The following is a 22,921-nucleotide window of genomic DNA, read 5'->3' as shown; positions in this document are numbered from 1 at the left end:
TAAGTGGCATGAAATCCGATATCATCGATATCAAATCCCAGATGAACCACCGCTTCAATACGCTTGAAACCAAACTTTCGTTCGTCCAGCAGGACATCTCCGACATCAAACAAAAGATCGCTTCCATCGAAGAACAGACTGCCCGCGCGAGCGAACTGCAATCGCCAATCACTGATCTGCAGAAGCAAGTTCAGGATCACGAAGCGGACATTCGTTTGATCAAGCGTGTTTTGACGAACCAGTAGTCGTCGTAACTGCGGCGACTCACCCCCTATGCCGTGCTGGCCGATTGTTCATCTTTTGCCATTTTGGCAAATTCATCTTCACAAAAAAGCTGTTCCATCGGAATTTCAAACTTATTGGCGATCATTGGGATGTGATGCGGCTTAAACTTGCACCTTCCCGATTCGGCGTAATAATAGCCAGTGGCCGTTTTATATCCCAGATAAGCCGCCATATCTTCGAGCGATAGATTGTTTTCAATCCGTAATCTTTTAATCTTCTGAAGATCTACCTTCACGTTACACACCCCTTCATTTTGCCGAATCGGTAAATCTTGACCTAATCATACTTTACCAATACGGCAAAGTCAATATTCTTTTTACCTTTTTGGCAAAAATATTTTTCCGTTTTGGTAATGGTGATATATTCTAATTACCGAAATGTTAAAAGGGGATTCCAACATGACGCTTGGAGAACGCCTGAAGTATGTTCGTGAAAAACGCAATATGTCGCAATTACGTGTCGCGCAAGCTATTGGGATCAGTAATGTGCAATTATCTCGTTACGAGGCCGATGAACGTAAGCCTGATCCAGAAACATTAAAGAAATTGGCGGAGTTTTACGAGACAACCACAGATTATCTACTCGGTTTAACAGACGAACCCAATACTGATAATAATGCTTTAGTCTTCGGACAAGCATTCGACCTCACGCTCGAAGAACAAAAAGTCCTTCAGGAAATGCGCGAGCATCCGAAATTCGCGGTATTCTTCCACGATCTCGCATCTGCACCGGAGGATAAGATCCGCAAGCTCATCAAGATGTGGGCCATCATCAAAGAGGACATCGAGAACGACGATGACGAGGAGCCGGAGGATTGATCATTATGAACCACGAACTCAAGCAACTGCTGCAAACGATCCTGCGAGCGGAGTTGGAGCCGATCCGCCAGGAACTACAGACGCTCAAGACCGACGTGGCCGCCATCAAGGAGACAATGGCGACAAAAGAGGACGTTGCGGATCTGCCGCTCATCAAACGTGCTGTTGACATTGCGGAGCTTCGTCGCATCAAATAATCCCGCACAACAAGGAGTCTGAGTCGAAGTGAAACTTGCCGACCTGCTTCCAGCCAGACGAACCCCCAGCATCACGGAGCAGATCGCGAACGGCGTGATCGAACGCTTTGGCTACCAGCGCCCGGATGAGATCGACATCGAAGAGATATGCGACCACTATAAGATCAAAATCAAGCCCTCTCCGGAGCCTGATGTGACGTACTCGGTATGTACAGGGTTTCGCAAGGGCTTTATTTATCTGCAGGAAACGGACGACTGGATCCAGCGAAAGGAATTACTCGGGGAGGAGTTCGCTCACCTGTACCTACATACCATCAGTCAGATGCAATCGACCCGGGAAGTCACCGCCAAGCAAGAGAGGCAGGCGAAGGACTTTTCCGCCTACCTGTTCATGCCGTGGAAGATGCTGCAGGATATCGTGATCGCGTACGACCAGCCCGTGGACATCGCGATGCTTGCTGATGAGTTTCTGGTGTCAGAAGAGTTTGTGTATTACCGATTGTCGCTCATCCTCCCGGAGAAGGCCGACGCACTTGCGCGGACCAAAGCCGGGTTTGGGTATATTAGGTGGATTGAGTAGGACAAGTCATATAAGCACAAAAAGGAAGTGGATTAAAAATGGCGATCAACATCGATTTTTATCAAGTACAAGAACAAACCGGTACGACATTACAATCTGTGTTTGAAGCCATTGCAAAAACGGATCCTCTGCAGCGTACAAGGAAAGCAGGCAATGAGTACGCTTCCATTGTGGAATTAATAAAAGACGGAGATGTTTGGCTCGGAACCATAGTAAAGATTCGTATGAATCAGATTCCGAGAAAAGCAAGCCTGTCCGGTGTGGTTGAAGACTTCGATTTAAAAGATGACGAGGGGGTGGGAGAGGAAGTTTCCTTCCTTTACGATCCTGCACCCAAAATTAGAGCTCTTGTCCTTCAATACAACCACTATGGTGTCAGAGCAGGTTCTTTCCGAGAGTATGTCTCGCACTTTATGGAAAATGCAATATTCGACTTATATCCTATTCTAACAACTGATGCTCTTGTGAGAATGTCAAAGAAGAAGATCATCAAAAAAATCGAAGTCCAGTTTGCCGCTCCGAAAAATAGTAATATTTTTGCCGATGCAGATACGAATACAAAATCGTTGATCGACATTCTCCACTCAATGGCCGGTGGTAAAATCTACATGGAAGTGTCGGCCGATAAAGGAAAAGATGAATCACTGAGTTTTAAACCAATACAACGAATCATTCAAACTATGTTAGGTCATCGGGAAGAAGTGCAAATCCTAAAATTGCACGGGAAAGAAACTGAAAACGAGTCAACGAAGCCGATTGACCTGCTCCATGACAGAATGGTGGAAACAATAGCTTTCCGGCAAACTCGGCAAAACCCACTGACGCGAGAACAGATGTACTCTTTTCTCAAGGAGGCGTATAATAGGAGGAGAGGTGAAATTAACCAACAATTTCTTATAGACGGGGATTGATGACAAATGAAATACCGGACAGAGAGGTCTTATCCTCTTACGGTGAGTTTTTTCTTTGGAGCCGTCTGTTTCTTTGTTCTATGGTTTTTTCAGATCCCCACGTCCGAACTGATAAAGGATGTCCTTGCCGCCACAGTAAACCTCGGGGCAATTTCAGTGGGTTTTCTTGCCACTGCACTAACGCTGTTTTATGCGTTGGCGGAAAAGGAAATTGTCAAAACACTCAAACATACAAAAAGACCTAATCAGAGCAAGTCGGTTTACGATGAGATTTTAAGATATATGGTGAATGCCATCGTAGTTGCCCTGATTCTTACACTTTTCTGCATAGGCGGGATATTTTTTGCAGAAACACAGTCAAAAATCTTGTTCTACGTCATAACCTCAGTTTGGCTCTTTCTGTTGATGTACGCAGCGCTTTCTCTTTTTCGGGTTATCAGTATTCTGGCTAGCCTGCTAAGGTGACCACAGCACAGCCCCCTGTGGGCTGTTTTCTTTTTCGCAAGGAGGAACGTTCGATGTCTTACCCAACCGATCTCACACACGTTGCAGTATATCTCCGAAAGTCCCGCGCCGATATCGAAGCCGAAGCACGCGGCGAAGGCGAAACGCTTTCCAAACACCGCCGGGCGCTGTTTGAACTGGCCAAGAAGTACCGCTACACCATAACAGACGTCTACGAGGAGATCGTGAGCGGCGAGCGGATCATCGACCGACCGGAGATGCAACGGCTTCTTCACGCCGTGCAGGAGGGCAGATACAACGCCGTACTCTGCATGGATATCGACCGTTTGGGCCGCGGTAACCTGGTCGATCAGGGACTCATCCAGGACGCGTTCAAAGCCTCCAGGACGCTCATAATCACCCCGCGAAAGGTATATGACCTGCAGGATGAAATGGACGAGGAATGGTCCGAATTTGAGGCTTTCATGGCACGCCGGGAACTGAAGATCATTACCCGCCGCCTGCAGCGTGGCCGCCGACAGAGCGCGGCGGAAGGCCGGAGCATTTCCAAAAAGCCGCCCTATGGGTACCTGCGCGACGAGAACCTAAAACTGTACCCGGATCCTGAATCGGCACCGGTGGTAAAAATGATCTTTGACATGGCGCTGAAGGGTGAGGGCCGGAAAGCGATCGCAAACAAACTCACCGATCTTGGCATTCCCTCGCCGGCGGGGAAAAGCCGGTGGGATCTGTCAACCATCAGTGAGATCCTCAAGAACCCAGTTTACCTCGGACATATCGTGTGGGGGCGCGTGAGCTACCGTAAAGACCCTTCTGGCGGCGGTTACACCAGGACTAGAGTCAGTCGGGACGCATGGATCGTGAAAGAGCATGCTCATGAGCCGCTGGTGGACGAGGAGACGTTTCAACAGGTACGGGAACTCGCCAAAAAGAAGCAGCCCCGCGTGCCGAAGGAAAAGGAGTTGTCCAATCCTCTGGCAACTCTTGTTTTCTGTAGCGAATGCGGGCACGCCATGCGGCGGCTCCCAACATACAACCGGCCGTATAATCGTCTTATGTGCGGAACTTACGGCTGCACCACCCGCGGGGCGCGCTTTGAGATCGTGGAGGAACGCCTAATCCAGATCTTGCGTGACATGCTATCCGGATTTCAGGCGGACGAGCAGATGAACGTCGCCAAGCCGCGAAAACGATACGCCCTGCTCGAGCTGACGGAACGAAAGATCGAGGGGTTGCTGGGCAGCATCGAAGAACTGCAGAAACAGAGGAACAACCTGCACGATCTCCTGGAACGGGGGATATACGATGTGGATACGTTTCTGGAACGTAACCGGATCGTCAGCGACCGGTTGGAGCAGGCGCAGGATGAACTGGAGAAGGCCAACGAAGAACTGGCCTATCTGAGAGAGCAGGAACAGCGGCAGGAACAGATCGTTCCGAAAATGACACGGGTGTTGGAAGCCTACGAGAAAGCAGAAACGGCCAAAGAAAAAAACGACCTGCTGAAAGAGATCGTGGAAAAGGTCATTTATGTCCGGCCGCAGGAATGGAAAGATGTCGATCGGTTCGATTTGGAAGTGTATTTGCGGTTTTGATTACAGCATTGTTAGTTATAATGATTCACTTCCCCATAGCCGAAAAGGTTGCATATCGAACAGAGTTGCCGGATGAGGCGGACGCATTTTTCATTGTCGGAAGTCAGGTTGTCACCATCTGAGAAATGAAACGGGTAGACGTTATAACGATCGGGATGATACCTGTTTTGCACCAGATCGAGCGCCAACTGGTAGGCGGAGGAACAGATCGTGCCGCCGCTTTCCCCTTTGGTGAAAAACTCGTCTTCCGTAACAATCTTCGCTTCCGTATGGTGAGCGATAAACTGGATGTCGACGTGCTCGTATTTGCTGCGCAAAAACCGCACCATCCAGAAAAAGAAGCTGCGGGCGATATATTTTTCGAACGTTCCCATCGAACCGGACGTGTCCATCATCGCCAGTACGACCGCGTTGCTGCGGGGCACGCGAATTTCCTCCCAGGTTTTGTACCGCAGGTCGTCCGGGCTGATTTTGTGGATGCCGGGCTGCCCCTGCAGGGCGTTGCGCTTGAGGGTTTCCATGATCGTCCGCTTTTTGTCGATGTTGCCGGTCAGCCCTTTTTTGCGGATGTCGTTAAACCGGATGTCGGTCACGGTGATTTCATCCTGCAATTTTTGTTTCAGATTGGGCAGTTCCATATTTTCGAACAAAATGGTTTGCAACTCTTCGACCGTCACTTCCGCTTCATAGTAATCGATGCCCGGCTGGTCGCCGGCGCCTTCTCCCTGGCCGGGACCGGGTTTCAGATCGCCGTCACGCCCGAGGACGTCACCCTCCTTCGACGTTCCGTCGCCCTGCCCGCCATGCGGCTGTTTGTTGTAGTTGAAGCGAAAACGGTACTCATCCAGAGAACGGATGGGGACTTTGAGAATCTGCTTTCCATCTGACATGATGATGCTTTCTTCGGTGATCAGGTCGGCCAGATTTTTCTTCAGTGCCTCGCGCACTTTCTCCTGGTGACGCAACTGATCCTGATGTCCTTTCCGATGGAGCGACCAATCCTCCCGTGAAAGGGTAAAATTGGGTCTTGTCACAGCCGTTCCCTCCTTCCGTGACATCGCTGACAGTGCCGACGCTCCTTCCTGCTTTATTCTATTCACGATTGCGAAAACTCGTCCCTGATCCCCGTGCAGAATCGAAAATCGGATAACAAGGCCCCAACAAAGTGCGCGGAGCTGCGAACCATAACCGAGTACTTCGTTGGGGACCCACAAAAACATTCGCAAGTTTAGCGATTCAGCAGGCTGCCGGTGTAGCGCAGCAATTCGTTGGCACAGATCGGGCAGTAGCCGTGCTCGTCGATCAGGCGCTTGGTGACTTCGTTGATCTTCTTCAACTGGGTGGCGTCCGGCGTCTTGGTCGATGTGGTGATCTTGACCACATCTTTCAAGTCGGCGAACAGCTTCCGTTCAATCGCTTCCCGCAACCGCTCGTGCGAGTTGTATTCAAATTTTTTGCCGCGCCGCGCGTACGTGGAGATGCGAATCAGAATTTCTTCCCGGAACGCTTTTTTCGCGTTTTCGGAGATGCCGATCTGCTCTTCGATCGACCGCATCAGTTTTTCGTCCGGATCGATCTCCTCGCCGGTGATCGGGTCTTTGATCTTTTGCCAGTTGCAGTAGGCTTCCACGTTGTCCAGGTAATTCTCGAGCAGCGTCTTGGCCGATTCTTCATAGGAGTAGACAAACGCCTTCTGCACTTCCTTCTTGGCTTCCTCGTCATACTCTTTGCGGGCGATCGAGATAAAGTTGAGCAGACGTTCCCGCTCTTCCTTCGTGATCGACGGATGCTGGTCGAGCCCTTCCTTCAATGCCCGCAATACATCCAACGCGTTGATGCATGGGGTGTCACGGCGAATCAGGGCGCTCGAGATGCGGTTGATCACATAGCGCGGATCGACTCCGCTCATGCCTTCATCCGGTGCTTCCGCCCGCAGTTCCTGCACGTCCTTTTCCTTGAAACCCTCAACCGTAGTGCCGTCGTACAGGTACATCTTTTTGACCAGGTCCATGCCCTGTTTTTTCGATTCTTTCAGCCTGGTGAGAATCGAGAATATCGCGGCCGTGCGCAGCGCATGCGGGGCGATGTGGATGTTTTTCAGATCGCTTTGTTTGACCAGCTTTTCGTAGATTTTGACCTCATCCGAAACCCGCAGATTGTAGGGGATCGGCATCACGATCATCCGTGATTGCAGCGCCTCATTTTTCTTGTTGGCGATAAACGCCTTGTATTCCGATTCGTTCGTATGGGCGATGATCATCTCGTCGGCCGAGATGAGCGCAAACCGGCCCGCTTTGAAATTGCCCTCCTGCGTCAGCGACAACAGGTGCCAGAGGAACTTCTCGTCGCACTTCAGCATTTCCTGGAACTCCATCAAGCCTCGGTTGGCTTTGTTGAGTTCGCCGTCGAACCGATAGGCGCGGGGGTCTGACTCCGACCCGTACACCGAGATCGTCGAAAAATCGATGCTTCCCGTCAGATCGGCAATATCCTGCGATTTGGGATCGGACGGCGAGAACGTCCCAATGCCGATCCGATCGTCTTCCGAGAAGACGATCCGTTCCACCAGCACGTCTTCCACCCGGTTGCCATAGTCGTTTTGCAGCCGCAACCGGCAGGAAGGGCAAAGGTTTCCTTCGATTCGCACGCCAAGCTCTTTTTCAAATTCGGGCCGCAGTTCATTCGGAATCAGATGCAGCGGTTCCTCGTGCATGGGGCAACCTTTTATGGCGTAGACGGCGCCTTCCGGGGTGCGGGTGTACTGCTCCAGTCCTCTTTTTAAAAGAGTGACGATCGTTGATTTTCCGCCGCTGACCGGTCCCATCAGCAAAAGGATCCGCTTGCGCACGTCCAGCCTGCGCGCGGCCGAATGGAAATATTCTTCGACGAGCCGTTCCAGTGCAGCATTCAGGCCAAAAATTTCTTTTTCAAAAAAACGGTACCGTTTGCGTCCGTTCTCATCTGTATCGATTCCCGCAGCTGCGATCATATTGTAAATACGGGAATGGGCGGTTTCAGCGATCTTGGGATTTTTGCGCACCAGGTCCAGGTAATCGACAAACCTTCCTTCCCAGGCGAGTTGCTGTTCTTGAGCCCTGTACGCTTGCAGTCGATCCAGAATGTCCATGTTCACTCCCCCTTCGTGCGGCCTGGCACCCTCTTACCCGCCGCAAGAACCACCGCTTTGCCCCGGAATTCGCGTGAGCGACGCTCAGATCCGGAAGTGTCCGGTCGTTCGATGGCGGGGCCGGAAACGAATGTGCCGATGGCGCAACTTGTGCTTAGAGTGCTTTCTGTCTGGGCCCTTGCCCTGAAACCTCCGGTTCGCCTTTGGTCTTTTGATCAGTATATTTGAGAGAAGCCGTTTGTATAACTATTTGTATGCAAGCCCGACTTGTCCGTTGCCAGAGGGCTAGGTGTTTTTCTGACGTTTGCGAATAGAGGACAAATATGATAGGGTGAAATACAGATACCAGGGTGTGTGGTGAGATTCTTGCGTCAGGACAAAACGAGTTTAATCTTTCAGGCGGCGATCGATATCTTCTCCGAGCGCGGATTCGACCGGGCGACGATGGACGATATCGCGGCCCGCGCCAATGTGGCAAAAGGGACAATTTATTACCATTTCAAAAGCAAGGAGGACTTGTTCCTGTTCCTTGTCGAAGAAGGCATCGATCTGCTGCGGGAAGCGGTGCATGAACAGATACGGCCCGATATGACGGGCAAACAGAAGCTGGAAGCCGCTATCCGGCAGCAAATTGAATTTTTCGGCGAATACCGTGATTTTTGCATCATCATGCTGCGCGAGGCATGGGGAGCGGAACAGCGGCAAAAAGAATTCCGGAAAATGCTGACCGAGTACACGAAACTGCTTGAGGGACTGATTGCGCAGGGAATCGCGGAAGGGAGTTTTATCAAGACAGATCCCGAATCGGCCGCCTGGACGGTGTTTGGCGGAGCGGCCATCGCCTCCCTGCACTTGCTGCTGGGCCGCAGGGAATACAGAGCGGACCAGCTGTCCCGCCAGGTGACCGCGATTTTGCTGGAAGGCCTGCAAGCCGATTGAGGAAAAAGCGTGCCCGCGAGGAGCACGCTTTTGTTTTGCCGTTAATCCCGGATGACGACTTTCGTCTTGACCGGAATGTTGTCATAAATCCACTTGGCGTCGGGCACCGTCAACCGGAGGCATCCGTGCGACGCTTTCTGCCCCAGCTTCCTGGCTTCCGCTTCGATCACGTTGCCATTTTTGTCCATGGGTACGCTGTGGAAAAGAAACTCGCCATGATTCTTCCATGACACCCAGTACTTGGCTCCTTCCTGGTATTGCGGCGAGAAAAACCAGGTATCCCGCTCCGGTTCCACGTAAAAGGTGCCGCGCGGCGTGGAATTGTCAGGTTCCGTGTCAAGCCCCGAAGACGTAACCATCGTATAGATCGTTTCGTCCCCTTTTTTAATGTAGACCCGCTGATCTTTGATCGAGATGTCGATCCAGATCGGATCTCCTTTCTGGATCTTCGGATAGTTCCCGCCGGAGGGAGCCATCCAGTTGACCGGGACAGCTGTCGTATCCTGTTTGACTGAATCGGCCGGGCGGCTCTGATCGGCAACCGAATCGTTTCCGCTGGCAGCAGATGCCCCCGCTTGTCCCGTGGCAGAAGATGCATGCGCAACCGGTTGCTGCCTGTCCTTCGCCGGTTGCGCCAACTGCCCGCAACCGGCCGTTGCTGTTGCCAAAATCACAAGGGAAGTAAATGCAGCCATTCGGATTGCTCGTTTCATCAATTCACAGATCCCTTCCAAAAATGATGTGCTCCGCATCGTTACCCGAGTCTCTTGCCTTCATTATACCTTTCGGCCAGCAAACCCGTCCAGGATCACTGCGGCCGGTTACAGAACAAAGCCCCGCTCTTTCAGGTTGGCTTCCATCGCAACTCGCATATTCTCAAGCGCCTGCACCGCGCCGGTCAGGTCGCCCGATTCCTTGTAAAGCTCACCCAACAGCGAGTAACTGTAGGCGAGATCGCGCGGCAGGTTCGCCTGTTTGAAGAAATGGATCGACGTTTGCAGCGCTTCCATCGCTTCATCAATGCGGCCCTGTTCCTTCGCCGTCTTCGCCCATGTCCGGTAGAGAGCGGCTCGTTGAGCATCATCGACCGCCTTGTCGAGCGCCAGTTGGCAATGGAATTTCGCCTGTTCCAACTGCCGCGTCTTCAGGAAAATGTTGGAGAGAGCGCCATGCACCGAAGCGATCCGCTCCTTTAGCCCAAACGCTTCATACTCTTGCAGGCATTCTTCCAGCAAAGCGATTGCTTCCGGCGTTTGTCCCGCCTCCGCCTGGAGCGTCGCATACGTTTCTTTGATCTGAATCGACAGCTTCAGATTGTTCAAATTTTTGTTGATGCTGAGCGCATGCTGGGCGAAGTCGGACGCTTTGTCAAATTCCCCGAGTTCCCGGTGCAACCGGCTCAGATTGAGATACACGTCGGCGATCGCCTTTAGGTTGGACGTGCCGGACAGGAGAGTCATCGCTTTCTCGTAGGCCGATTTTGCCGCTTCGAACTCGCCCAGGTAGTTGTTCAGGGCGGCCACTTCCTGCAGCAGTTCCGCCCATTCGAACGGATCCGGATTGTCCATCTCTTCCAACAGGCGGTTTGCCCGGTTCCAATGATAGATCGCCAACGGATAATGATGCCGCTGTTGCTCGATCCGCCCCATCTCTTTCAGCGTTTGCACCATAGCCGCCACATCCCGCTTGATCTGGGCGGCCGACAACACCTGGTCCAACATTTCGACCGCCTCATCCAGCCGGCCGACGCTGCGGTAGCAAGCAGCCAGATCCCGCTGGATTTCCTGTTGGTGCATCGGCAGCGACTGGCCGTCCGCCAATTCTTGCAGAATTGGGATCGCCTGGCGCGGTTCTCCCGCTTCCATCAGCGCTTTCGCAAACCGGAAAGAGCTGATTTTTTCGCTTTGCTGCTGCATATCGGTGAGAAAATATTCGATCGGCGTTTCCAACCGATCCGCAATCCACTTCAGCAAGCGGTGCGACGGATTGGCTTTGTCCGCCTCGATCTGCGAAATCATGCTGGGCGTCACCCGTCCGCCGCCGAGGTCGCCTTGCGTCAGCCCCTTCTGGATGCGAAGTTCGCGAATTTTTTGTCCGAGTGTTTTGGTCATCGTGATACCCCCGTTTGCAAAATACTGAATTTCTATTGAGCCAGTATTAACGGGGTTAAGTCGTTTTATACGCGTTCAAAAGTAAATCCATTCAAGTTGAATGGTGTCTGCCAACCGCATCCGATCGCCCGCATGGATAATCCAATCGCCCCCCTGCAAACGATTCTGCACGATCACGGGCAGCTCCTTGCCTTTTTTCGGAAGGTGGGTGTCAGACAGCACGCCGATCGTGATCATCGGCAGTTCCCTTGTGCAGTGCGATCCGGTAACCGCTCAATAAATTCCAGCAGGTCTTGCAGCGTGCCCTGCTCCGTGATGCAGTCCGGCTGGAGATTCCGATCGATCAGACAATCGGTCACCAGGTAGGTTTGCAGGCCGAGTTTCGCGGCGATCATATCCTCATAGCCGTCGTTGCCGATCATCATGCACTCTTCCGGCCGCTTCCCGATCTTCTGCAAAATCTCCCGGAAATAATTCGGATTCGGTTTGCAAAAATGCATCTCTTCCAATGTGGTGACAAGCGCGAACGGAAGGTCAGCAATGCCGGCCCACTTCATGCGCGCCTCAATCGCCGCCCGCGGAAACAGCGGATTGGTGGCCAGCACCGCCGTATACCCCTTGTCGATTGCCGTCCGGACCAGTTGCCGTGCCAGCGGGGTGGGCCGCGTCAAGTGGCTGAGCATCTGAAATTCCCCTTGGTAAAAATCGACAAAAATCGGCCAGATCTGCTCTTCGCGGAGTCCGCTCTTTCCGAGAAAATCCTCCTTGAATACCTGCTCGTTCGTCTTGCTCGGGTCGTCGCTTAGCACCATCGCTTCGGTCGAGGCCCAGAGTTGTTGAACAAACCTGTCTTTGTCCAGCAGATGCGAGACGCGCGAGACCAGGCGCTGAAAATACCCCTTCATGAACTGATCGTTGTCGAGCGGCAACAAAGTCCCGTCCAAATCAAACAACAAGGTGGTTAGCATGAAAGTTCCTCCACTTTTACTGCTCTTTCAACAGCGTGTCTTTCCGCAAGTCGGCGCAGCCGCAATCTTCGTGCACGGGGGTTTCCCTCATCGCGTCGATCAGCATCCGGCCGATCGTCTTCGGTTCATTATAAAAAATGTCTTTCAGCTCCTCATGCTCCCAATCTTTCACGATGCCCTCCGCGTAGTTGACCACCAGATCCAACCGGGCGTAGCAGGCACCGATTTCGCGCGCCAGGTAGACTTCCGGACACATGCTCTGTCCGACCACATCGGCGCCGGCGATTTTCAGCGCCTGCACTTCCGCCACCGATTCAAAATGGCGGCCATCCGTATTCGCGTAAATCGCCCGGTCGAACACCCGGCCGACCGCCCCTTTTTCCGCGGCCGCAACCAACCGGCGGCGTCCGTGCGGACAGGTCGGCTGCCGCATGATCAGCAAATACGGCCCGCCAAGCCCGACATCGACCCGCATCGAACGGTCGATATAATCGGTCGGCACCACGATGTCCCGCGGCCGCAGGAGATGGTTGATCGCTCCCACGCCGCCTTCGGCGTAGATTTTTTTCACGCCCGCCTGCTGGAACACCCAGAACAACTGCTGGGATGCGACGCCGCGGGTGACCACGTTCGGCCGCCAGCCGTGCATCTTCACGGTCAGAACCTGTTTGCCGCCCAACCGGAACAGTTTAAAAACAGGACTTGTCCCGTAAGGTGTCTCAAACTCCAGGTTGTCCGCCAACACCTCACAGTCGTCCAGTTCGAGATCTTCCGGAAAACGGATCGAAAATGTGCTGGACCCGCCGATGATCGCATAGGGGGTTTTCGGTATTTCGTTTGAGCTCATAAGTCTCCTCTCCTGCTATTTCAAATTTGGAAATCCCAATTGCCGCAAGGCTTCGAAAACGACGATCGCGACCGCATTCGACAGATTGAGAGAACGCGCCCCTTCGATGATCGGGATGCGGATGCAGGTATCCAGATTGGCCTGGATCAATTCATCCGGCAGCCCCTTCGTTTCCTTGCCAAACACAAAAAAGTCATCCGGCCGGTATGCAAAATCGGTATATCGTTTCCGACCCTTGGTCGATGCGTAGAAAAACCGCCCATGCGGGTACTTCGCCTGCAGTTCCGCAAAACTGTCATGGTAATGCAGATCGAGCAGATGCCAATAGTCAAGCCCCGCCCGCTTCAACTGCCGGTCGTCGGTCGAAAAGCCGAGTGGCCGCACCAAATGCAAAGTGATTCCCGTAGCCGCGCAGGTGCGCGAGATGTTTCCCGTATTCGCCGGAATTTCCGGTTCTACAAGTACGATGTGCATCGTGCAGATCGACTTCCTTTGCTGTGTCTTTTCGCTAACATGATTTCTCAGTCAAGAGTAGCGAATGTTTCCCGAAGTTGCAAGGCAGCCGTCTCCCGCCCCAGGATTCCCCACAGCAACTCCGGCCCTGGCTCCCCCACCCAAGCGAGCGCGAAGCGGCCCGAAAAAACAGGATTCCCCGCATGTGCCGCGAGGAATCCCGACCGGTTGTCAAAACACATCCCGGATCCGCAAAAGCCGGTACTTCGTTCGCTCCGACCAGGCGTAGCTGTCCTGATAGTCCCAATAGCGGCGATGGCTGGCGACTGTGTGGGCGTTCACCAACGGCATCCCGTACCGATCAAAATCGACAACGATCGTATTGTGCTGCCACCTGCCGTCGCCATCCCAATCGTAGCAAATCACATCCCCGACCAGCAGTTCGCGCGGATCGTTGATGGCTATTCCCCGTCCCGAACCTTCCAGATACCAGCGAAACGCATGCGCCACCGCCCAACTGTAGCTCCACGACGGATGGCTGCCGTGCCGGTACCACCATCCGCGATCCTTGCGCGGATGGTAGGCCATCGGCATGCCGCCGGCGTACAGGCATTGGGACACGTAATTGGTGCAATCCACCTCGAACCGCTTGTACTGCGGATTGTACCCGCTCCACCAGAGTTCCGCATACCGCTGCGCCTTCCGGCGGTCGTATCGGGCCTGCCGCACCGCCTGCTGTGTATCGAACAGACGAAAATCCAAATCTCCTTTCACCAGGTTCCGCTCATCTTTTTCCCCGATCCGGTCAAACTTCTCAAGCTTCCACCTGCCTCCCGAATGAATCAGCGTCACACGGACCGGCTGCAGCCGCGCTTGGTGTTCCAATTCCTCTCCGTCGTTATAGATCCAGGTGAGTTGTTCCAGTACATCAACGTGCAATTTTTCGTTCGATACGGGCGCGGCCCTGACGATTTTCAGATTGGTGCGGCTTTTTTGATACTGAATCCCCCGTCCGGCAGCGGAACGGTGCAACGCATGAATGTCTTCGAGACAAGTGCGAACCGCCTCCGGCCCGCTGGCCAGCTGCAAAATTTCCTCCCCGTCGCCGGACAGCCAGGCCCGATTTTTTGCTTCGAAAAATTGTTGGATGACCTGTCGCCACTCTGTGTTCACCACGTCGCCCTCCCTCACAGCGATTACCACAACATATGCAGCCCGCCCAGCAGGAGTGCACGCCTGCCCGACCACAGCCGTTCGCTTCCCCTGATCCGCAAAAGATACTTGGTGGCGTTTCAGTAAAAAATACAAAAAGATCGTTTATCATTGTCTTGCAATATGGTATGCTATTGTATGAAACGACGTTCCACACAATGAAACATCAGTCCTCCCGGCGAGGTGTCGGTCATGGATCAGGAAAAAGGAACCGTGCGGGCAGTGGAGAGGGCGCTTGACATCCTGCTATGTTTTTCCGGCACGGAAATGGAATTGGGGCTCAGCGAAATCGCGAAGAAAGTCGGCCTGCACAAAAGCACGGTGCACCGGTTGTTGGCTTCGCTTGAAAGCAAAGGGTTTATCCGCCGCAACCCGCAAACCGACAAATACCGGTTGGGCTGGAGCGTGCTCGAACTGGTCAGCAATGTCTACCAGTCGGACGATCTCGCTTCAATCGTCGTGCCGCAGATGACGCAGTTGCGGGATGAAGTGGGAGAAACGATTTCGCTTTACATACGGGTCGGCAAGGAACGGATCCGCACGCAGGCGGTCGAAAGCAACCAACCAGTTCGGCGCGTGGCCAATATCGGGCAGCGGCTGCCGCTGTACGTGGGAGCCTCCGGCAAAGTGTTGCTCGCCTGGTCCGATCCGGATGTCGTCGAAGCTGTAATGAACGATCCGGCTTGGCCGGAAGAATTGTCGAAACGGGGATTCCTGGAAATTCTCGCAAAAACCAGGGACAACGGGTTCGCGATTTCAATTGAGGAACGCGAGCCGGGCGCGGCTGCCGTCGCAGTGCCGATTTTTGGACGGGACAAGCAAATTGTGGCAGCCTTGTCGATCTCCGGCCCGGTTGACCGTTTCACGCAGGATGCGGTGCAGCGTTTTATTCCGGCAGCCCGGCAGACCGCGCAGATCATCAGCAAAATGTTGGCGCGCTAGTGGATCATGACCTGAAGGAACGTCGGCAGAATGGCTTTGCAGCCGCAACAGGCGATGTAAGTTTGCTCCTCGTATGGCGAAAACTATCCGGGAGTCAAAATGCACTCCCTTCCTGTTGCTTGTGGACTTATCGTTGATTGAGGTGAAGGCAAGTGAAAAAAAAGACGGTTGTCGTGATGGAAGGGGACCAAACCGGACAGGAACTGCTGGAAGAAGCGCTGCGCGTGCTGGATCCGTCCGTGATCGGTCTCGATATCGAATTCAAACGGTTTGATCTGTCTCTGGAAAACCGCCGTGCCACCAATAACCAGGTGGTGCACGAAGCGGCGCAAGCGATGAAAGAATGCGGTTACGGCATCAAAGCGGCCACCATTACGCCGGAAACGCCGGGCGATGTGGGATCGCCGAACGCGATTTTGCGGAAAGGCATTGACGGCACCGTGATCATTCGGACCGGCCGCCGGATTCCTGGCGTCAACCCGTTGCCCGGCATTCACGCTCCGATTTCGGTCGTGCGGATGGCGGTGGACGATGCCTACGGCGCGAAAGAATGGCGGGAAGGGAAAGGACTTGACGAGGTGGCGTACCGCACGGAAAAAATCAGCCGCCGCGTCTGCCGCGGCGTCGCCGAGTTTTCCTTCATCCAGGCCCGCAAGATGCGGGCGAAAGTGTTCGGCGGTCCGAAATACACGGTGTCCCCGGTGTACGAAGGCATGCTGAAAGAGGAAATGGACCGGGCGGCGGCCAAGAACAAAGATGTCCGGTATGAACCGCAATTGATCGACGCGACCTACGCCCTGCTGCTGAACAGCTACGGCGAACCGCTGGTGATTCCGGCGCTCAACCGGGACGGCGACTGCCTGTCCGACCTCGTGCTGCAGATGTTCGGCTCGATCGCCGGCTCGGAATCATTGTTGATCTCGTTTGACGAAGACTACAACCCGCGCACCGTGATGGCCGAAGCGCCGCACGGAACGGCGCCCTCGCTGTTCGGCAAAAATGTGGCGAATCCGATGGCGATGATTCTTGCCGGAGCAGCGCTGCTTTCCTTCTTTCATACGGAGGAAGCGGACCGCGCATCGCGGGCGATCTATGAAAGCACATTGGAAACGATCGTCGACGGAATCCGCACGGCCGACCTGGGCGGCTCCACCGGCACCCGCGAATTCACCGACGAAGTGATCCGCCGGGTGAAAACCAAATTGGAAGTGTGGAGCACACTCGCATAGATCGTCCGGAAAAAGACCCGTTCCTCGCCTTTTGGGAGAGGACGGGTCTTTTACTCATTTACTTGTGCAGCTACTTGTGCAGCCAAACGGCGCCTGCTGAATTGTCTTTCGCTTCCCCGACCACTTCAAACTTCAGTCCGTAGTTTGGCACCAATCGTCCGGCGTCCGGAATCCGGCTGTCGAGGTAGGATTGCGAATCGTCAAACTTTCTGACTCCCTCAAATCCAGGCGACGAGATCGCGCCCCACGATTTGTGCACATAACTCCAGGCTGGAGTCCGGTCGTACGAGAAGGCCGCATCCGCGATCTGGTAACGGGTCGAATTGGCGGTTGTCTTCGTTCCGTTCAGATCGAAGTACAGAACATCGTGCGCGTGGGAGTCGACAACCCCCAGGAAGCCTTTCCCCGGATGCAGTCCAACCCAGTTGTCGAGGTAGCTGTCATCCCCGTACCAGACGAGCAGACCGGTGTTGTACTGCGCGCCGCGGGCGTATTTTAAGCCTTGATCGGCGCCCGCGTAGTTTCTCCATTCCAGATAGTAGTAATGTTTCTTGTAGTCGATTCCGTTGGAGACGCGGAATCCGTCGAGCGTGAACTGCGGCGTCGTTTCGGCGTCGTCAAAAAATTTGACCTGCCCATCCACCGTCAACGTGGCGTTGTCCAACGCGAACCCGTCGGGCGCATACCCGCCGTCGGTCACATATTCAAATCGAAGCTGTACTTTTTTCCCAGTGAATCGGCCGAGGTCGATCGATTCGTCCACCCATTTGCCGTTCGTCGTGTGCGGGAAGTCGTTGCCGCCGTATGTTTTGACGGTCGTCCAGGTGCTGCCGCCGTCGGTCGACGCTTTCACATAGAGGTAGTCGCAGTCACAGCCGGATTCGATCTCATAGTACGCTTTGTAGCCAAACGTAGCAGCGGTTGCGTTCGTCATATCGAACACGGGCGACGTCATCGCGGTGTGCAGGTCGTCCCCCTTGTTGCTGTAGTAATACTGCTTTCCGAATGCAGGCTGGATGCCCTGTACCGGTTTGTCAGGCAGATTGACTTTGACGATGCCGGGGCGGTCCGATTTGGTCACGCTCTGGTCGACAATATAGCCTGTGCCATGATTGTCGAGCTGATCCGCGTTCACTTCCTGAATGTTCGCCCAGTTGCCGCCGATCGTTTTCTGGAAAAATTCCTTGTTCTGCGGACTGAAGCTGGTCGGTTGCGTGCCGGCGATTTTGCCAGCCCAACTGCCGCCGCTCATGATCGACCAGACGCCAACCGGTTCGCCGTTGCCTGTATAGTTGGTGTCATATTCATCCGGCAATCCGAGGTCATGGCCGAATTCGTGCGCGAACACACCGACCGCCCCGTCTTCCGGCTCGATCGTGTAATCGAACGCCGCCACCTTGCCGCCCCAGTATCCGACCTGGGACTGGGTGTTCGGAATCGGAAACGGTCTGCCGAGCGTCCAGCGGTGGGACCAGATCGCCTTGTCCAGCTTGCCGTCGCCGATTCTCTCAAACTGTTTTTGCGCCCCCTGATCCTGTTTCGCCTTGCGTTTCTGCTCCTTCAGAAACTCCTTTACCTGTTTTTCCAGGCCGGACGGTTCCGCTTTCTCCTGAACGCCCTGAATGGCCGGATTGTTCGGCGATTTGCTCGCGATATACTGCTGCAGTGCCTGTTTCACCTGCTCGGCGGACGCGTTGGGCGGTATGACGCCCCGTTGCTTCAGCGTATCCGCCAGCCGCTCTTCCGGGATCGTGTTCGGATCAATCGGAGCCGATTCCAGAACCGGATTGACTCCCGCCTGGTTCGTCTGGGCGCTGACGAGCGGAAATGCCGGCAGAGAGCCGAACATGGTGATCGCCAGCGTGTATGCCAGAATTTTACGTTTCAAGTATGACTTCCCCATTTTCGTTTGGTTCAATTAGACTATACAAAATTTCGTAATAGAATGGTAGATTTAATTTTCCTCTTTATCCTACAAAATCAGACATTTTATTCCTGACGGAGCCCACTCCTTTTCAGCCGTTGCTTCATAGGCTGATACAGGGAGGTGAAGGTATGGCAAACAAAAACGCGATTTCCTCATGGATGAAAGAATTGTGGAAAGAACTGACGACGCCGCCCGCCTTTATGAACATTCCTGCACGGTCGAAACAGGGCCCGCCGAAAAACAGGCCGACCGCGACAGACGAGGAATCGCGACGCCGGCCGTATCGCAATCAATCGGCCGGCGGCCACGGCGGTTGGGATGACGAAACTGCAGAACAGCCTCGTGAAGATGTGGACCTGATATTGCGAGCGAACCGGTTTGCGCCGAAGATTTTGCATCACTATCCGTTTGTTGTCAAACGGGTGGTGCCGTTTGGTTCTGTCATGCAGCTCCACACGTCCGACGGGATCGTCGGGCTGAAGCGATCCCATGCCAGCCAGAAAAGGCTGGAGTTCATGGCAAAAGCATTGCAGTACGCGGAACGAAACGGTTTTTCCCGGTTCGCCCGGATCATCCCCAACAGCAAAAAAAATCTGTTCACGCCGCTCGGTGAACAGATCTATTACGCAACCGAGTGGATTTCCGGGGAAGAGGCCGATTTTTCGTCGATGCTGCATATCGCCGCGGCCGCTTCGGCGATCGCCGAGTTCCATCACGCTTCGCGCGGCTTCGCGGCGACCGGCTACAACCCGCCCGGCGCGTTCGGACTCAACAAAGTGCTACAGTCGCGCGCCAAAGATTTCGATCTGATCCTGGACAAGGCGCGCGGCAAGCGAAAACCGGATGCGGTCGACCGGTTTGTCATCCGCCGCATCCCGGCTTACAAAAAGCAGGCGCAGCAGGCAGCCAAACTGTTGGAAGACAGGCGCTGCCGCGATTTCCTGCTGCGGGACCAAACCAATCCGGGCCTTTGCCATCTCGACATCACGCCGAAAAACCTGATCTATGCGCGAAAAAACGGGATGCATCTGATCGACTTCGAGTTGCTGTCGTTTGGACCGAGGATGCTCGACATCGGACACTTCATCCGCCGCTGCCTGCAAGACAACGATTGGGTGCGCGAACCGGCTCTGATCGCACTGGTGCAGGTGAACCGGGTGCAGCCTCTCCTGCATGCCGAGTACCAGATTTTGCAGGCGCTGCTGACCTTTCCGCATCCCGTCTGGCGGAGCTGCCGCAACCACTACATGGGCAAACCGACCCCGTACACCCTGGCCCGGCTGGAACGACTGCAGGAGCAAGAGCCGGCCCGGCAAGCCTTCCTCGAAGATTTCGCCAGCCACGTGGAACGCCACCGGGGGAATTGAAAAATGGAAAAACCTGCAGATTGCCAGGCACCCAATCTATTTTTTATACGTCTCCTCGGAACTCACACGGATGCCGTTCGCTTCCAGCAGGGCGGCTGTTACGCCCCGGCCCGGCTTTTTACCGCCGGTAAAAGACCCGTCATAAATCACGGACGAGCCGCAGGAAGGACTGCGTTCCTTCAAAACCGCCCGGGTGGCGCCGATCAGCCTGGCGATCCGCAGCGTTTCTTCCGCTCCTTTCAGAAACGCATCGGTCACATCGACGCCTCCGTCAGTCATGACGCGTGCCTGTCCTTCCAACACATCCTTCCCTACGCCGCCCACGATCTGGGCTGGCGGTCTTGGCGTAGGCAAGCCTCCCATCTGTTCCGGGCAGACGGGAATCGCTTCTCCCCGCTCGACCATCTGTTTCAATTCTTCCACCAGGTTTGAGTCTCCGTCATACCGGCAGTGGCAGCCGATCAAACAAGCTGAAATGAGGATCATCGCAGATACCCCTCCACACGCAACAGTGCCGCCTTGATATCCGTCCGGGTGCCTGCGTATCCGACCAGATCCCCGTTCTTGCCAATCACGCGATGGCAAGGGATCAAAATCGGCAGCGGATTCGCCCGGTTGGCCTGCCCGATCGCCCGCGGCGCTTGCGGCATGCCGATCGCTGCCGCAATCTCCGCATAACTCCGCACCTCGCCGTAGGGAATGGCGCGCAGCTCATTCCAAACCCGCTTGCGAAACTCCGTCCCTTCGAGACTCAAAGGGAGATCGAATTCGCGCCGTTCTCCCTTGAAATATTCGTCCAACTGCCGGACCGCCGCCCGGCACAGCGCTGGGTTGCGCGGCAGGTCTCCCAGCTCCGCGCGGTACTCCTGCCATTCCTCGTCTGTCATCGCCACCTTGCGAACGCCCCGTCCGTCCACGACCACGTGGATCGGACCGATCGGCGACCGGTAGATGTCATAGCCGATTTTTCCGTCAGATGCTGATTTCACAGGACGATTCCTCCTCATTTACCCAGCGCATTTCGTGCCGCACCTGCGGGTCCGTCTCGTTCGCCAGTGCAGCTTGCACCGCCTCGCGGGCCGCGTCGCCGCCGATCCGGCCCAGTGCCCAAGCGGCCGTACCGCGAATTTCCGGCCGCCCGTCTTGCAACAGTTCGATCAGCTTGGGCACCGCCCGCTGGTCTCTGATATTGCCCAACGCGATGATCGCGTTCCGCTTGACGACGGTCAACCCCCGCCAGGCGGCGGCCGTTTGGCCAAAGATTCGCTTGAACTCACGGTTGCTCATCTCCAGCAACCGCAGCAAATCCGGGTACGAAAGCTCCCGATCCGGCAGGAACCCTTCGTACGTACCCGCTTCCGCCCCTTTGTTCGAAGGGCAGACCGCCTGGCAGGTGTCGCATCCCCAGATCCGTGTTCCGAATTTCGTGCGGAATTCCTCCGGCACAAATCCTTTCATTTGCGTGATAAACGACAAACACTTGCTGGAATCGGTCGTGAACGGATCGACCAGCGCCCCGGTCGGGCACGCCCGGATGCACAGGTCGCAATCACCACACAGCGAGGTGGGGCCGGGAGGGCTCGGTTCGATCGCAACGTCTGTTACAAGCTGGCCGAGGAACACCCAGGAACCGTATTTTTCCGTGATAATGGAACAGTTCTTGCCAAACCAGCCGATCCCGGCGCGCTGCGCAACGGAACGGTCGACCAGCGGACCGGTGTCCACGGAAGAATGGTACGCGATTTTCCTCCCCACCTGGTTTTCGATCTCCACGGCCAGCGCGTCCAATTTTTCGCGCAGCACATGATGGTAGTCTTGCCCCCAGGCATACTTGGACAACGCACCGCGAATCCCTGTTGGGCGCTTTAATGTGGCGTGCTGTTCGGTATGATAGGCCATCGCGATCGCGACGATCGATTTGGCGCCCGGCACCAACTCCGCCGGATTGATTCGCTCTTCGATTACCGGGTGCTCGAAACCGGATTCATACCCTTTTTCCCGGTACATCTGGAGCGTTGCGACCACATCTAGAAAGGGCTCGACCGTTGTCGTTCCGATCAGGTCAATGCCGAGCTTCTCCCGAATCACTTCGATGTCCTGGCGGGTCAATTCCCATTGAGCCGTTTGGGCAGTTGTGACAGCCACTCTCTCCTCCCCCCTTTCTCGTACATGCAGGCAAGTTGCAGACAGCTGCAAATGATGTTCAGCCAAAAAAAGGCCGATCCGCTGTAATGCTACTTCGGCGTGGCCTCCCGGGCAAGCTGGTCGCACCGCTCGTTCCAGAAATCGCCCGCGTGGCCTTTCACTTTCAGCCACTCCACCTGGTGGATGTTGCACAGGCGAAGCAGCTCCTGCCAGAGTTCCTTGTTGGCAACCGGCTCTTTTTTTGCGCTCATCCAACCGTTTCTTTGCCAGCCGACGTACCATTTTTCCCTGAAGCAGTTGACGATGTACGCGGAATCGCTGTACAGTTTCACCTTGCACGGTTCCTTCAGCCGTTTGAGCGCTTCGATCGCGGCGGTCAGCTCCATCCGGTTGTTGGTGGTCACCCGTTCGCCGCCCGATATTTCCTTCGTCCTGTCCCCATATATCAGCACGGCTCCCCAGCCGCCCGGGCCTGGATTGCCGGAACAAGCCCCGTCCGTGTAGATCGTCACTTCTTTCATGCGTCCCCCCCTCTCTGCGTTCCATTATAACAGCTTTTGATAACAGCTTTTGCAACCCGTCCCAGGTAAGCTGGCCAATTTTCAATCGCTGTCAAATCGTGTGCCGCAGGAGAGCCAAGATCGTAACTGCGAGCGCAATCACGGCCAAGCCATACGCTCCATACGCTCCCATCCTGAGCCGCTTGGCCGCCATCCACCGGCCAAAATTGATCGTGTAAATCGCGACCCCAACCGGAATCAGCATCTGCGCAATCCAATAGATCCACTGCATTGTCTGTTTCC

General features: G+C 54.8%; 26 protein-coding genes and 1 pseudogene. 11 read left to right on the top strand and 16 right to left on the bottom strand.

What is annotated here, in order from left to right:
• A partial coding sequence (locus C230_RS23015; protein ID WP_169332854.1) for a hypothetical protein occupies positions 1–245 on the top strand: 245 nt, incomplete at its 5' end.
• 26 nt (positions 246–271) lie between these two features.
• Here C230_RS23015 and C230_RS0114165 read toward each other — a convergent pair.
• Positions 272–520, bottom strand: a complete 249-nt coding sequence (locus tag C230_RS0114165) for a helix-turn-helix domain-containing protein (protein ID WP_018132710.1) — start codon at positions 518–520, stop codon at positions 272–274.
• 163 nt (positions 521–683) lie between these two features.
• On the opposite strand from C230_RS0114165, the gene C230_RS0114160 reads away from it, so the two are divergent.
• The 6 genes from C230_RS0114160 to C230_RS0114135 are packed head-to-tail and all read left to right on the top strand — an operon-like array spanning position 684 to position 4,851.
• Positions 684–1,103, top strand: a complete 420-nt coding sequence (locus C230_RS0114160) for a helix-turn-helix domain-containing protein (RefSeq protein ID WP_018132709.1) — start codon at positions 684–686, stop codon at positions 1,101–1,103.
• Between the two features lie 5 nt (positions 1,104–1,108).
• Positions 1,109–1,300 carry a hypothetical protein gene (locus C230_RS0114155; RefSeq protein WP_018132708.1) on the top strand — a complete coding sequence of 64 codons (192 nt, stop codon included), beginning with the start codon at positions 1,109–1,111 and terminating at the stop codon, positions 1,298–1,300.
• A 28-nt stretch (positions 1,301–1,328) separates the two neighbouring features.
• Entirely contained in the window at positions 1,329–1,880 is a 552-nt protein-coding gene (locus tag C230_RS0114150) for an ImmA/IrrE family metallo-endopeptidase (protein WP_018132707.1), read from the top strand.
• Positions 1,881–1,918: 38 nt separating this feature from the next.
• The gene (locus C230_RS0114145) at positions 1,919–2,791 is read left to right on the top strand and encodes a DUF6731 family protein (RefSeq protein ID WP_018132706.1); all 873 of its coding nucleotides are present in this window, start codon (positions 1,919–1,921) and stop codon (positions 2,789–2,791) included.
• Positions 2,792–2,797: 6 nt separating this feature from the next.
• On the top strand, positions 2,798–3,256 hold the full coding sequence (locus C230_RS0114140) for a hypothetical protein (protein WP_018132705.1): 459 nt from the start codon (positions 2,798–2,800) through the stop codon (positions 3,254–3,256).
• Between the two features lie 53 nt (positions 3,257–3,309).
• On the top strand, positions 3,310–4,851 hold the full coding sequence (locus C230_RS0114135) for a recombinase family protein (protein WP_018132704.1): 1,542 nt from the start codon (positions 3,310–3,312) through the stop codon (positions 4,849–4,851).
• Positions 4,852–4,862: 11 nt separating this feature from the next.
• Here the strand turns inward: C230_RS0114135 and yhbH are convergent, their stop codons facing one another.
• On the bottom strand, positions 4,863–5,885 hold the full coding sequence (yhbH, locus tag C230_RS0114130) for a sporulation protein YhbH (RefSeq protein ID WP_018132703.1): 1,023 nt from the start codon (positions 5,883–5,885) through the stop codon (positions 4,863–4,865).
• Positions 5,886–6,079: 194 nt separating this feature from the next.
• Entirely contained in the window at positions 6,080–7,978 is a 1,899-nt protein-coding gene (locus C230_RS0114125; RefSeq protein WP_018132702.1) for a PrkA family serine protein kinase, read from the bottom strand.
• Positions 7,979–8,335: 357 nt separating this feature from the next.
• Between C230_RS0114125 and C230_RS20525 the strand changes: the two genes are divergently transcribed.
• Positions 8,336–8,917 (top strand): TetR/AcrR family transcriptional regulator, encoded by a 582-nt coding sequence (locus C230_RS20525; protein WP_156807466.1) that lies wholly within the window; start codon positions 8,336–8,338, stop codon positions 8,915–8,917.
• A 41-nt stretch (positions 8,918–8,958) separates the two neighbouring features.
• Here the strand turns inward: C230_RS20525 and C230_RS20520 are convergent, their stop codons facing one another.
• The 7 genes from C230_RS20520 to C230_RS21470 form a co-directional block, all read right to left on the bottom strand.
• Positions 8,959–9,630 (bottom strand): L,D-transpeptidase, encoded by a 672-nt coding sequence (locus C230_RS20520; RefSeq protein ID WP_026174326.1) that lies wholly within the window; start codon positions 9,628–9,630, stop codon positions 8,959–8,961.
• A 108-nt stretch (positions 9,631–9,738) separates the two neighbouring features.
• Complete coding sequence (locus tag C230_RS0114110) at positions 9,739–11,028, bottom strand: helix-turn-helix domain-containing protein (protein ID WP_018132699.1); 1,290 nt, start codon at positions 11,026–11,028, stop codon at positions 9,739–9,741.
• Positions 11,029–11,103: 75 nt separating this feature from the next.
• On the bottom strand, positions 11,104–11,265 hold the full coding sequence (locus C230_RS22665; RefSeq protein ID WP_018132698.1) for a metallophosphoesterase family protein: 162 nt from the start codon (positions 11,263–11,265) through the stop codon (positions 11,104–11,106).
• Positions 11,262–11,996, bottom strand: a complete 735-nt coding sequence (locus C230_RS0114100; protein ID WP_018132697.1) for an HAD family hydrolase — start codon at positions 11,994–11,996, stop codon at positions 11,262–11,264. The genes C230_RS22665 and C230_RS0114100 overlap by 4 nt, the downstream gene beginning before the upstream one ends.
• A 16-nt stretch (positions 11,997–12,012) precedes the next feature.
• Complete coding sequence (locus C230_RS0114095; protein WP_018132696.1) at positions 12,013–12,843, bottom strand: MTAP family purine nucleoside phosphorylase; 831 nt, start codon at positions 12,841–12,843, stop codon at positions 12,013–12,015.
• 15 nt (positions 12,844–12,858) lie between these two features.
• Positions 12,859–13,317 carry a tRNA (uridine(34)/cytosine(34)/5-carboxymethylaminomethyluridine(34)-2'-O)-methyltransferase TrmL gene (gene trmL, locus C230_RS0114090; RefSeq protein WP_018132695.1) on the bottom strand — a complete coding sequence of 153 codons (459 nt, stop codon included), beginning with the start codon at positions 13,315–13,317 and terminating at the stop codon, positions 12,859–12,861.
• 210 nt (positions 13,318–13,527) lie between these two features.
• Complete coding sequence (locus tag C230_RS21470) at positions 13,528–14,469, bottom strand: amidase domain-containing protein (protein WP_018132694.1); 942 nt, start codon at positions 14,467–14,469, stop codon at positions 13,528–13,530.
• A gap of 231 nt (positions 14,470–14,700) precedes the next feature.
• On the opposite strand from C230_RS21470, the gene C230_RS0114080 reads away from it, so the two are divergent.
• Together C230_RS0114080 and C230_RS0114075 are read left to right on the top strand one after the other, a co-directional pair.
• The gene (locus C230_RS0114080) at positions 14,701–15,450 is read left to right on the top strand and encodes an IclR family transcriptional regulator (RefSeq protein ID WP_018132693.1); all 750 of its coding nucleotides are present in this window, start codon (positions 14,701–14,703) and stop codon (positions 15,448–15,450) included.
• A 152-nt stretch (positions 15,451–15,602) separates the two neighbouring features.
• Positions 15,603–16,679: an isocitrate/isopropylmalate family dehydrogenase gene (locus C230_RS0114075; RefSeq protein ID WP_018132692.1), complete on the top strand. Its 1,077-nt coding sequence runs from the start codon at positions 15,603–15,605 to the stop codon at positions 16,677–16,679.
• A gap of 70 nt (positions 16,680–16,749) precedes the next feature.
• Here C230_RS0114075 and C230_RS0114070 read toward each other — a convergent pair.
• Positions 16,750–18,189, bottom strand: a pseudogene (locus C230_RS0114070) (immune inhibitor A domain-containing protein); the annotation flags it as partial.
• 545 nt (positions 18,190–18,734) lie between these two features.
• On the opposite strand from C230_RS0114070, the gene C230_RS0114065 reads away from it, so the two are divergent.
• Entirely contained in the window at positions 18,735–19,973 is a 1,239-nt protein-coding gene (locus C230_RS0114065) for a phosphotransferase (RefSeq protein ID WP_018132690.1), read from the top strand.
• A 36-nt stretch (positions 19,974–20,009) separates the two neighbouring features.
• On the opposite strand, the gene C230_RS0114060 is transcribed toward C230_RS0114065, so the two are convergent.
• The 5 genes from C230_RS0114060 to C230_RS0114040 all read right to left on the bottom strand — a co-directional run bounded on the left by C230_RS0114060 (position 20,010) and on the right by C230_RS0114040 (position 22,910).
• Entirely contained in the window at positions 20,010–20,459 is a 450-nt protein-coding gene (locus C230_RS0114060; RefSeq protein ID WP_018132689.1) for a DUF523 domain-containing protein, read from the bottom strand.
• Positions 20,456–20,962 (bottom strand): methylated-DNA--[protein]-cysteine S-methyltransferase, encoded by a 507-nt coding sequence (locus C230_RS0114055; RefSeq protein ID WP_018132688.1) that lies wholly within the window; start codon positions 20,960–20,962, stop codon positions 20,456–20,458. Before C230_RS0114055 ends, C230_RS0114060 begins: the two co-directional genes overlap by 4 nt.
• Complete coding sequence (gene queG / locus C230_RS0114050) at positions 20,946–22,118, bottom strand: tRNA epoxyqueuosine(34) reductase QueG (RefSeq protein WP_018132687.1); 1,173 nt, start codon at positions 22,116–22,118, stop codon at positions 20,946–20,948. Before queG ends, C230_RS0114055 begins: the two co-directional genes overlap by 17 nt.
• An 89-nt stretch (positions 22,119–22,207) precedes the next feature.
• Positions 22,208–22,639, bottom strand: coding sequence for a ribonuclease HI (rnhA, locus tag C230_RS0114045; RefSeq protein WP_018132686.1), 432 nt, complete (start codon positions 22,637–22,639; stop codon positions 22,208–22,210).
• A gap of 91 nt (positions 22,640–22,730) precedes the next feature.
• Positions 22,731–22,910, bottom strand: coding sequence for a hypothetical protein (locus C230_RS0114040; RefSeq protein WP_018132685.1), 180 nt, complete (start codon positions 22,908–22,910; stop codon positions 22,731–22,733).
• Positions 22,911–22,921 lie beyond the last annotated feature (11 nt).

The organism is Effusibacillus pohliae DSM 22757 (assembly GCF_000376225.1).
Taxonomy (GTDB): domain Bacteria; phylum Bacillota; class Bacilli; order Tumebacillales; family Effusibacillaceae; genus Effusibacillus; species Effusibacillus pohliae.
Note: the sequence above shows the minus strand (reverse complement) of the source record. Positions and strands in the feature narration are given on the sequence as shown.

Coding starts and splice junctions, on each gene's coding strand:
- C230_RS0114110 (WP_018132699.1), bottom strand. CDS start 11,028: ATGACCAAAACACTCGGACAAAAAATTCGCGAACTTCGCATCCAGAAG.
- C230_RS20520 (WP_026174326.1), bottom strand. CDS start 9,630: ATGAAACGAGCAATCCGAATGGCTGCATTTACTTCCCTTGTGATTTTG.
- C230_RS0114140 (WP_018132705.1), top strand. CDS start 2,798: ATGAAATACCGGACAGAGAGGTCTTATCCTCTTACGGTGAGTTTTTTC.
- trmL (WP_018132695.1), bottom strand. CDS start 13,317: ATGCACATCGTACTTGTAGAACCGGAAATTCCGGCGAATACGGGAAAC.
- C230_RS0114065 (WP_018132690.1), top strand. CDS start 18,735: ATGGCAAACAAAAACGCGATTTCCTCATGGATGAAAGAATTGTGGAAA.
- C230_RS0114125 (WP_018132702.1), bottom strand. CDS start 7,978: ATGGACATTCTGGATCGACTGCAAGCGTACAGGGCTCAAGAACAGCAA.
- C230_RS0114145 (WP_018132706.1), top strand. CDS start 1,919: ATGGCGATCAACATCGATTTTTATCAAGTACAAGAACAAACCGGTACG.
- C230_RS0114040 (WP_018132685.1), bottom strand. CDS start 22,910: ATGCAGTGGATCTATTGGATTGCGCAGATGCTGATTCCGGTTGGGGTC.
- C230_RS0114095 (WP_018132696.1), bottom strand. CDS start 12,843: ATGAGCTCAAACGAAATACCGAAAACCCCCTATGCGATCATCGGCGGG.
- C230_RS0114135 (WP_018132704.1), top strand. CDS start 3,310: ATGTCTTACCCAACCGATCTCACACACGTTGCAGTATATCTCCGAAAG.
- C230_RS0114155 (WP_018132708.1), top strand. CDS start 1,109: ATGAACCACGAACTCAAGCAACTGCTGCAAACGATCCTGCGAGCGGAG.
- C230_RS0114080 (WP_018132693.1), top strand. CDS start 14,701: ATGGATCAGGAAAAAGGAACCGTGCGGGCAGTGGAGAGGGCGCTTGAC.
- rnhA (WP_018132686.1), bottom strand. CDS start 22,639: ATGAAAGAAGTGACGATCTACACGGACGGGGCTTGTTCCGGCAATCCA.
- C230_RS0114100 (WP_018132697.1), bottom strand. CDS start 11,996: ATGCTAACCACCTTGTTGTTTGATTTGGACGGGACTTTGTTGCCGCTC.
- C230_RS22665 (WP_018132698.1), bottom strand. CDS start 11,265: ATGATCACGATCGGCGTGCTGTCTGACACCCACCTTCCGAAAAAAGGC.
- C230_RS0114160 (WP_018132709.1), top strand. CDS start 684: ATGACGCTTGGAGAACGCCTGAAGTATGTTCGTGAAAAACGCAATATG.
- C230_RS0114060 (WP_018132689.1), bottom strand. CDS start 20,459: ATGATCCTCATTTCAGCTTGTTTGATCGGCTGCCACTGCCGGTATGAC.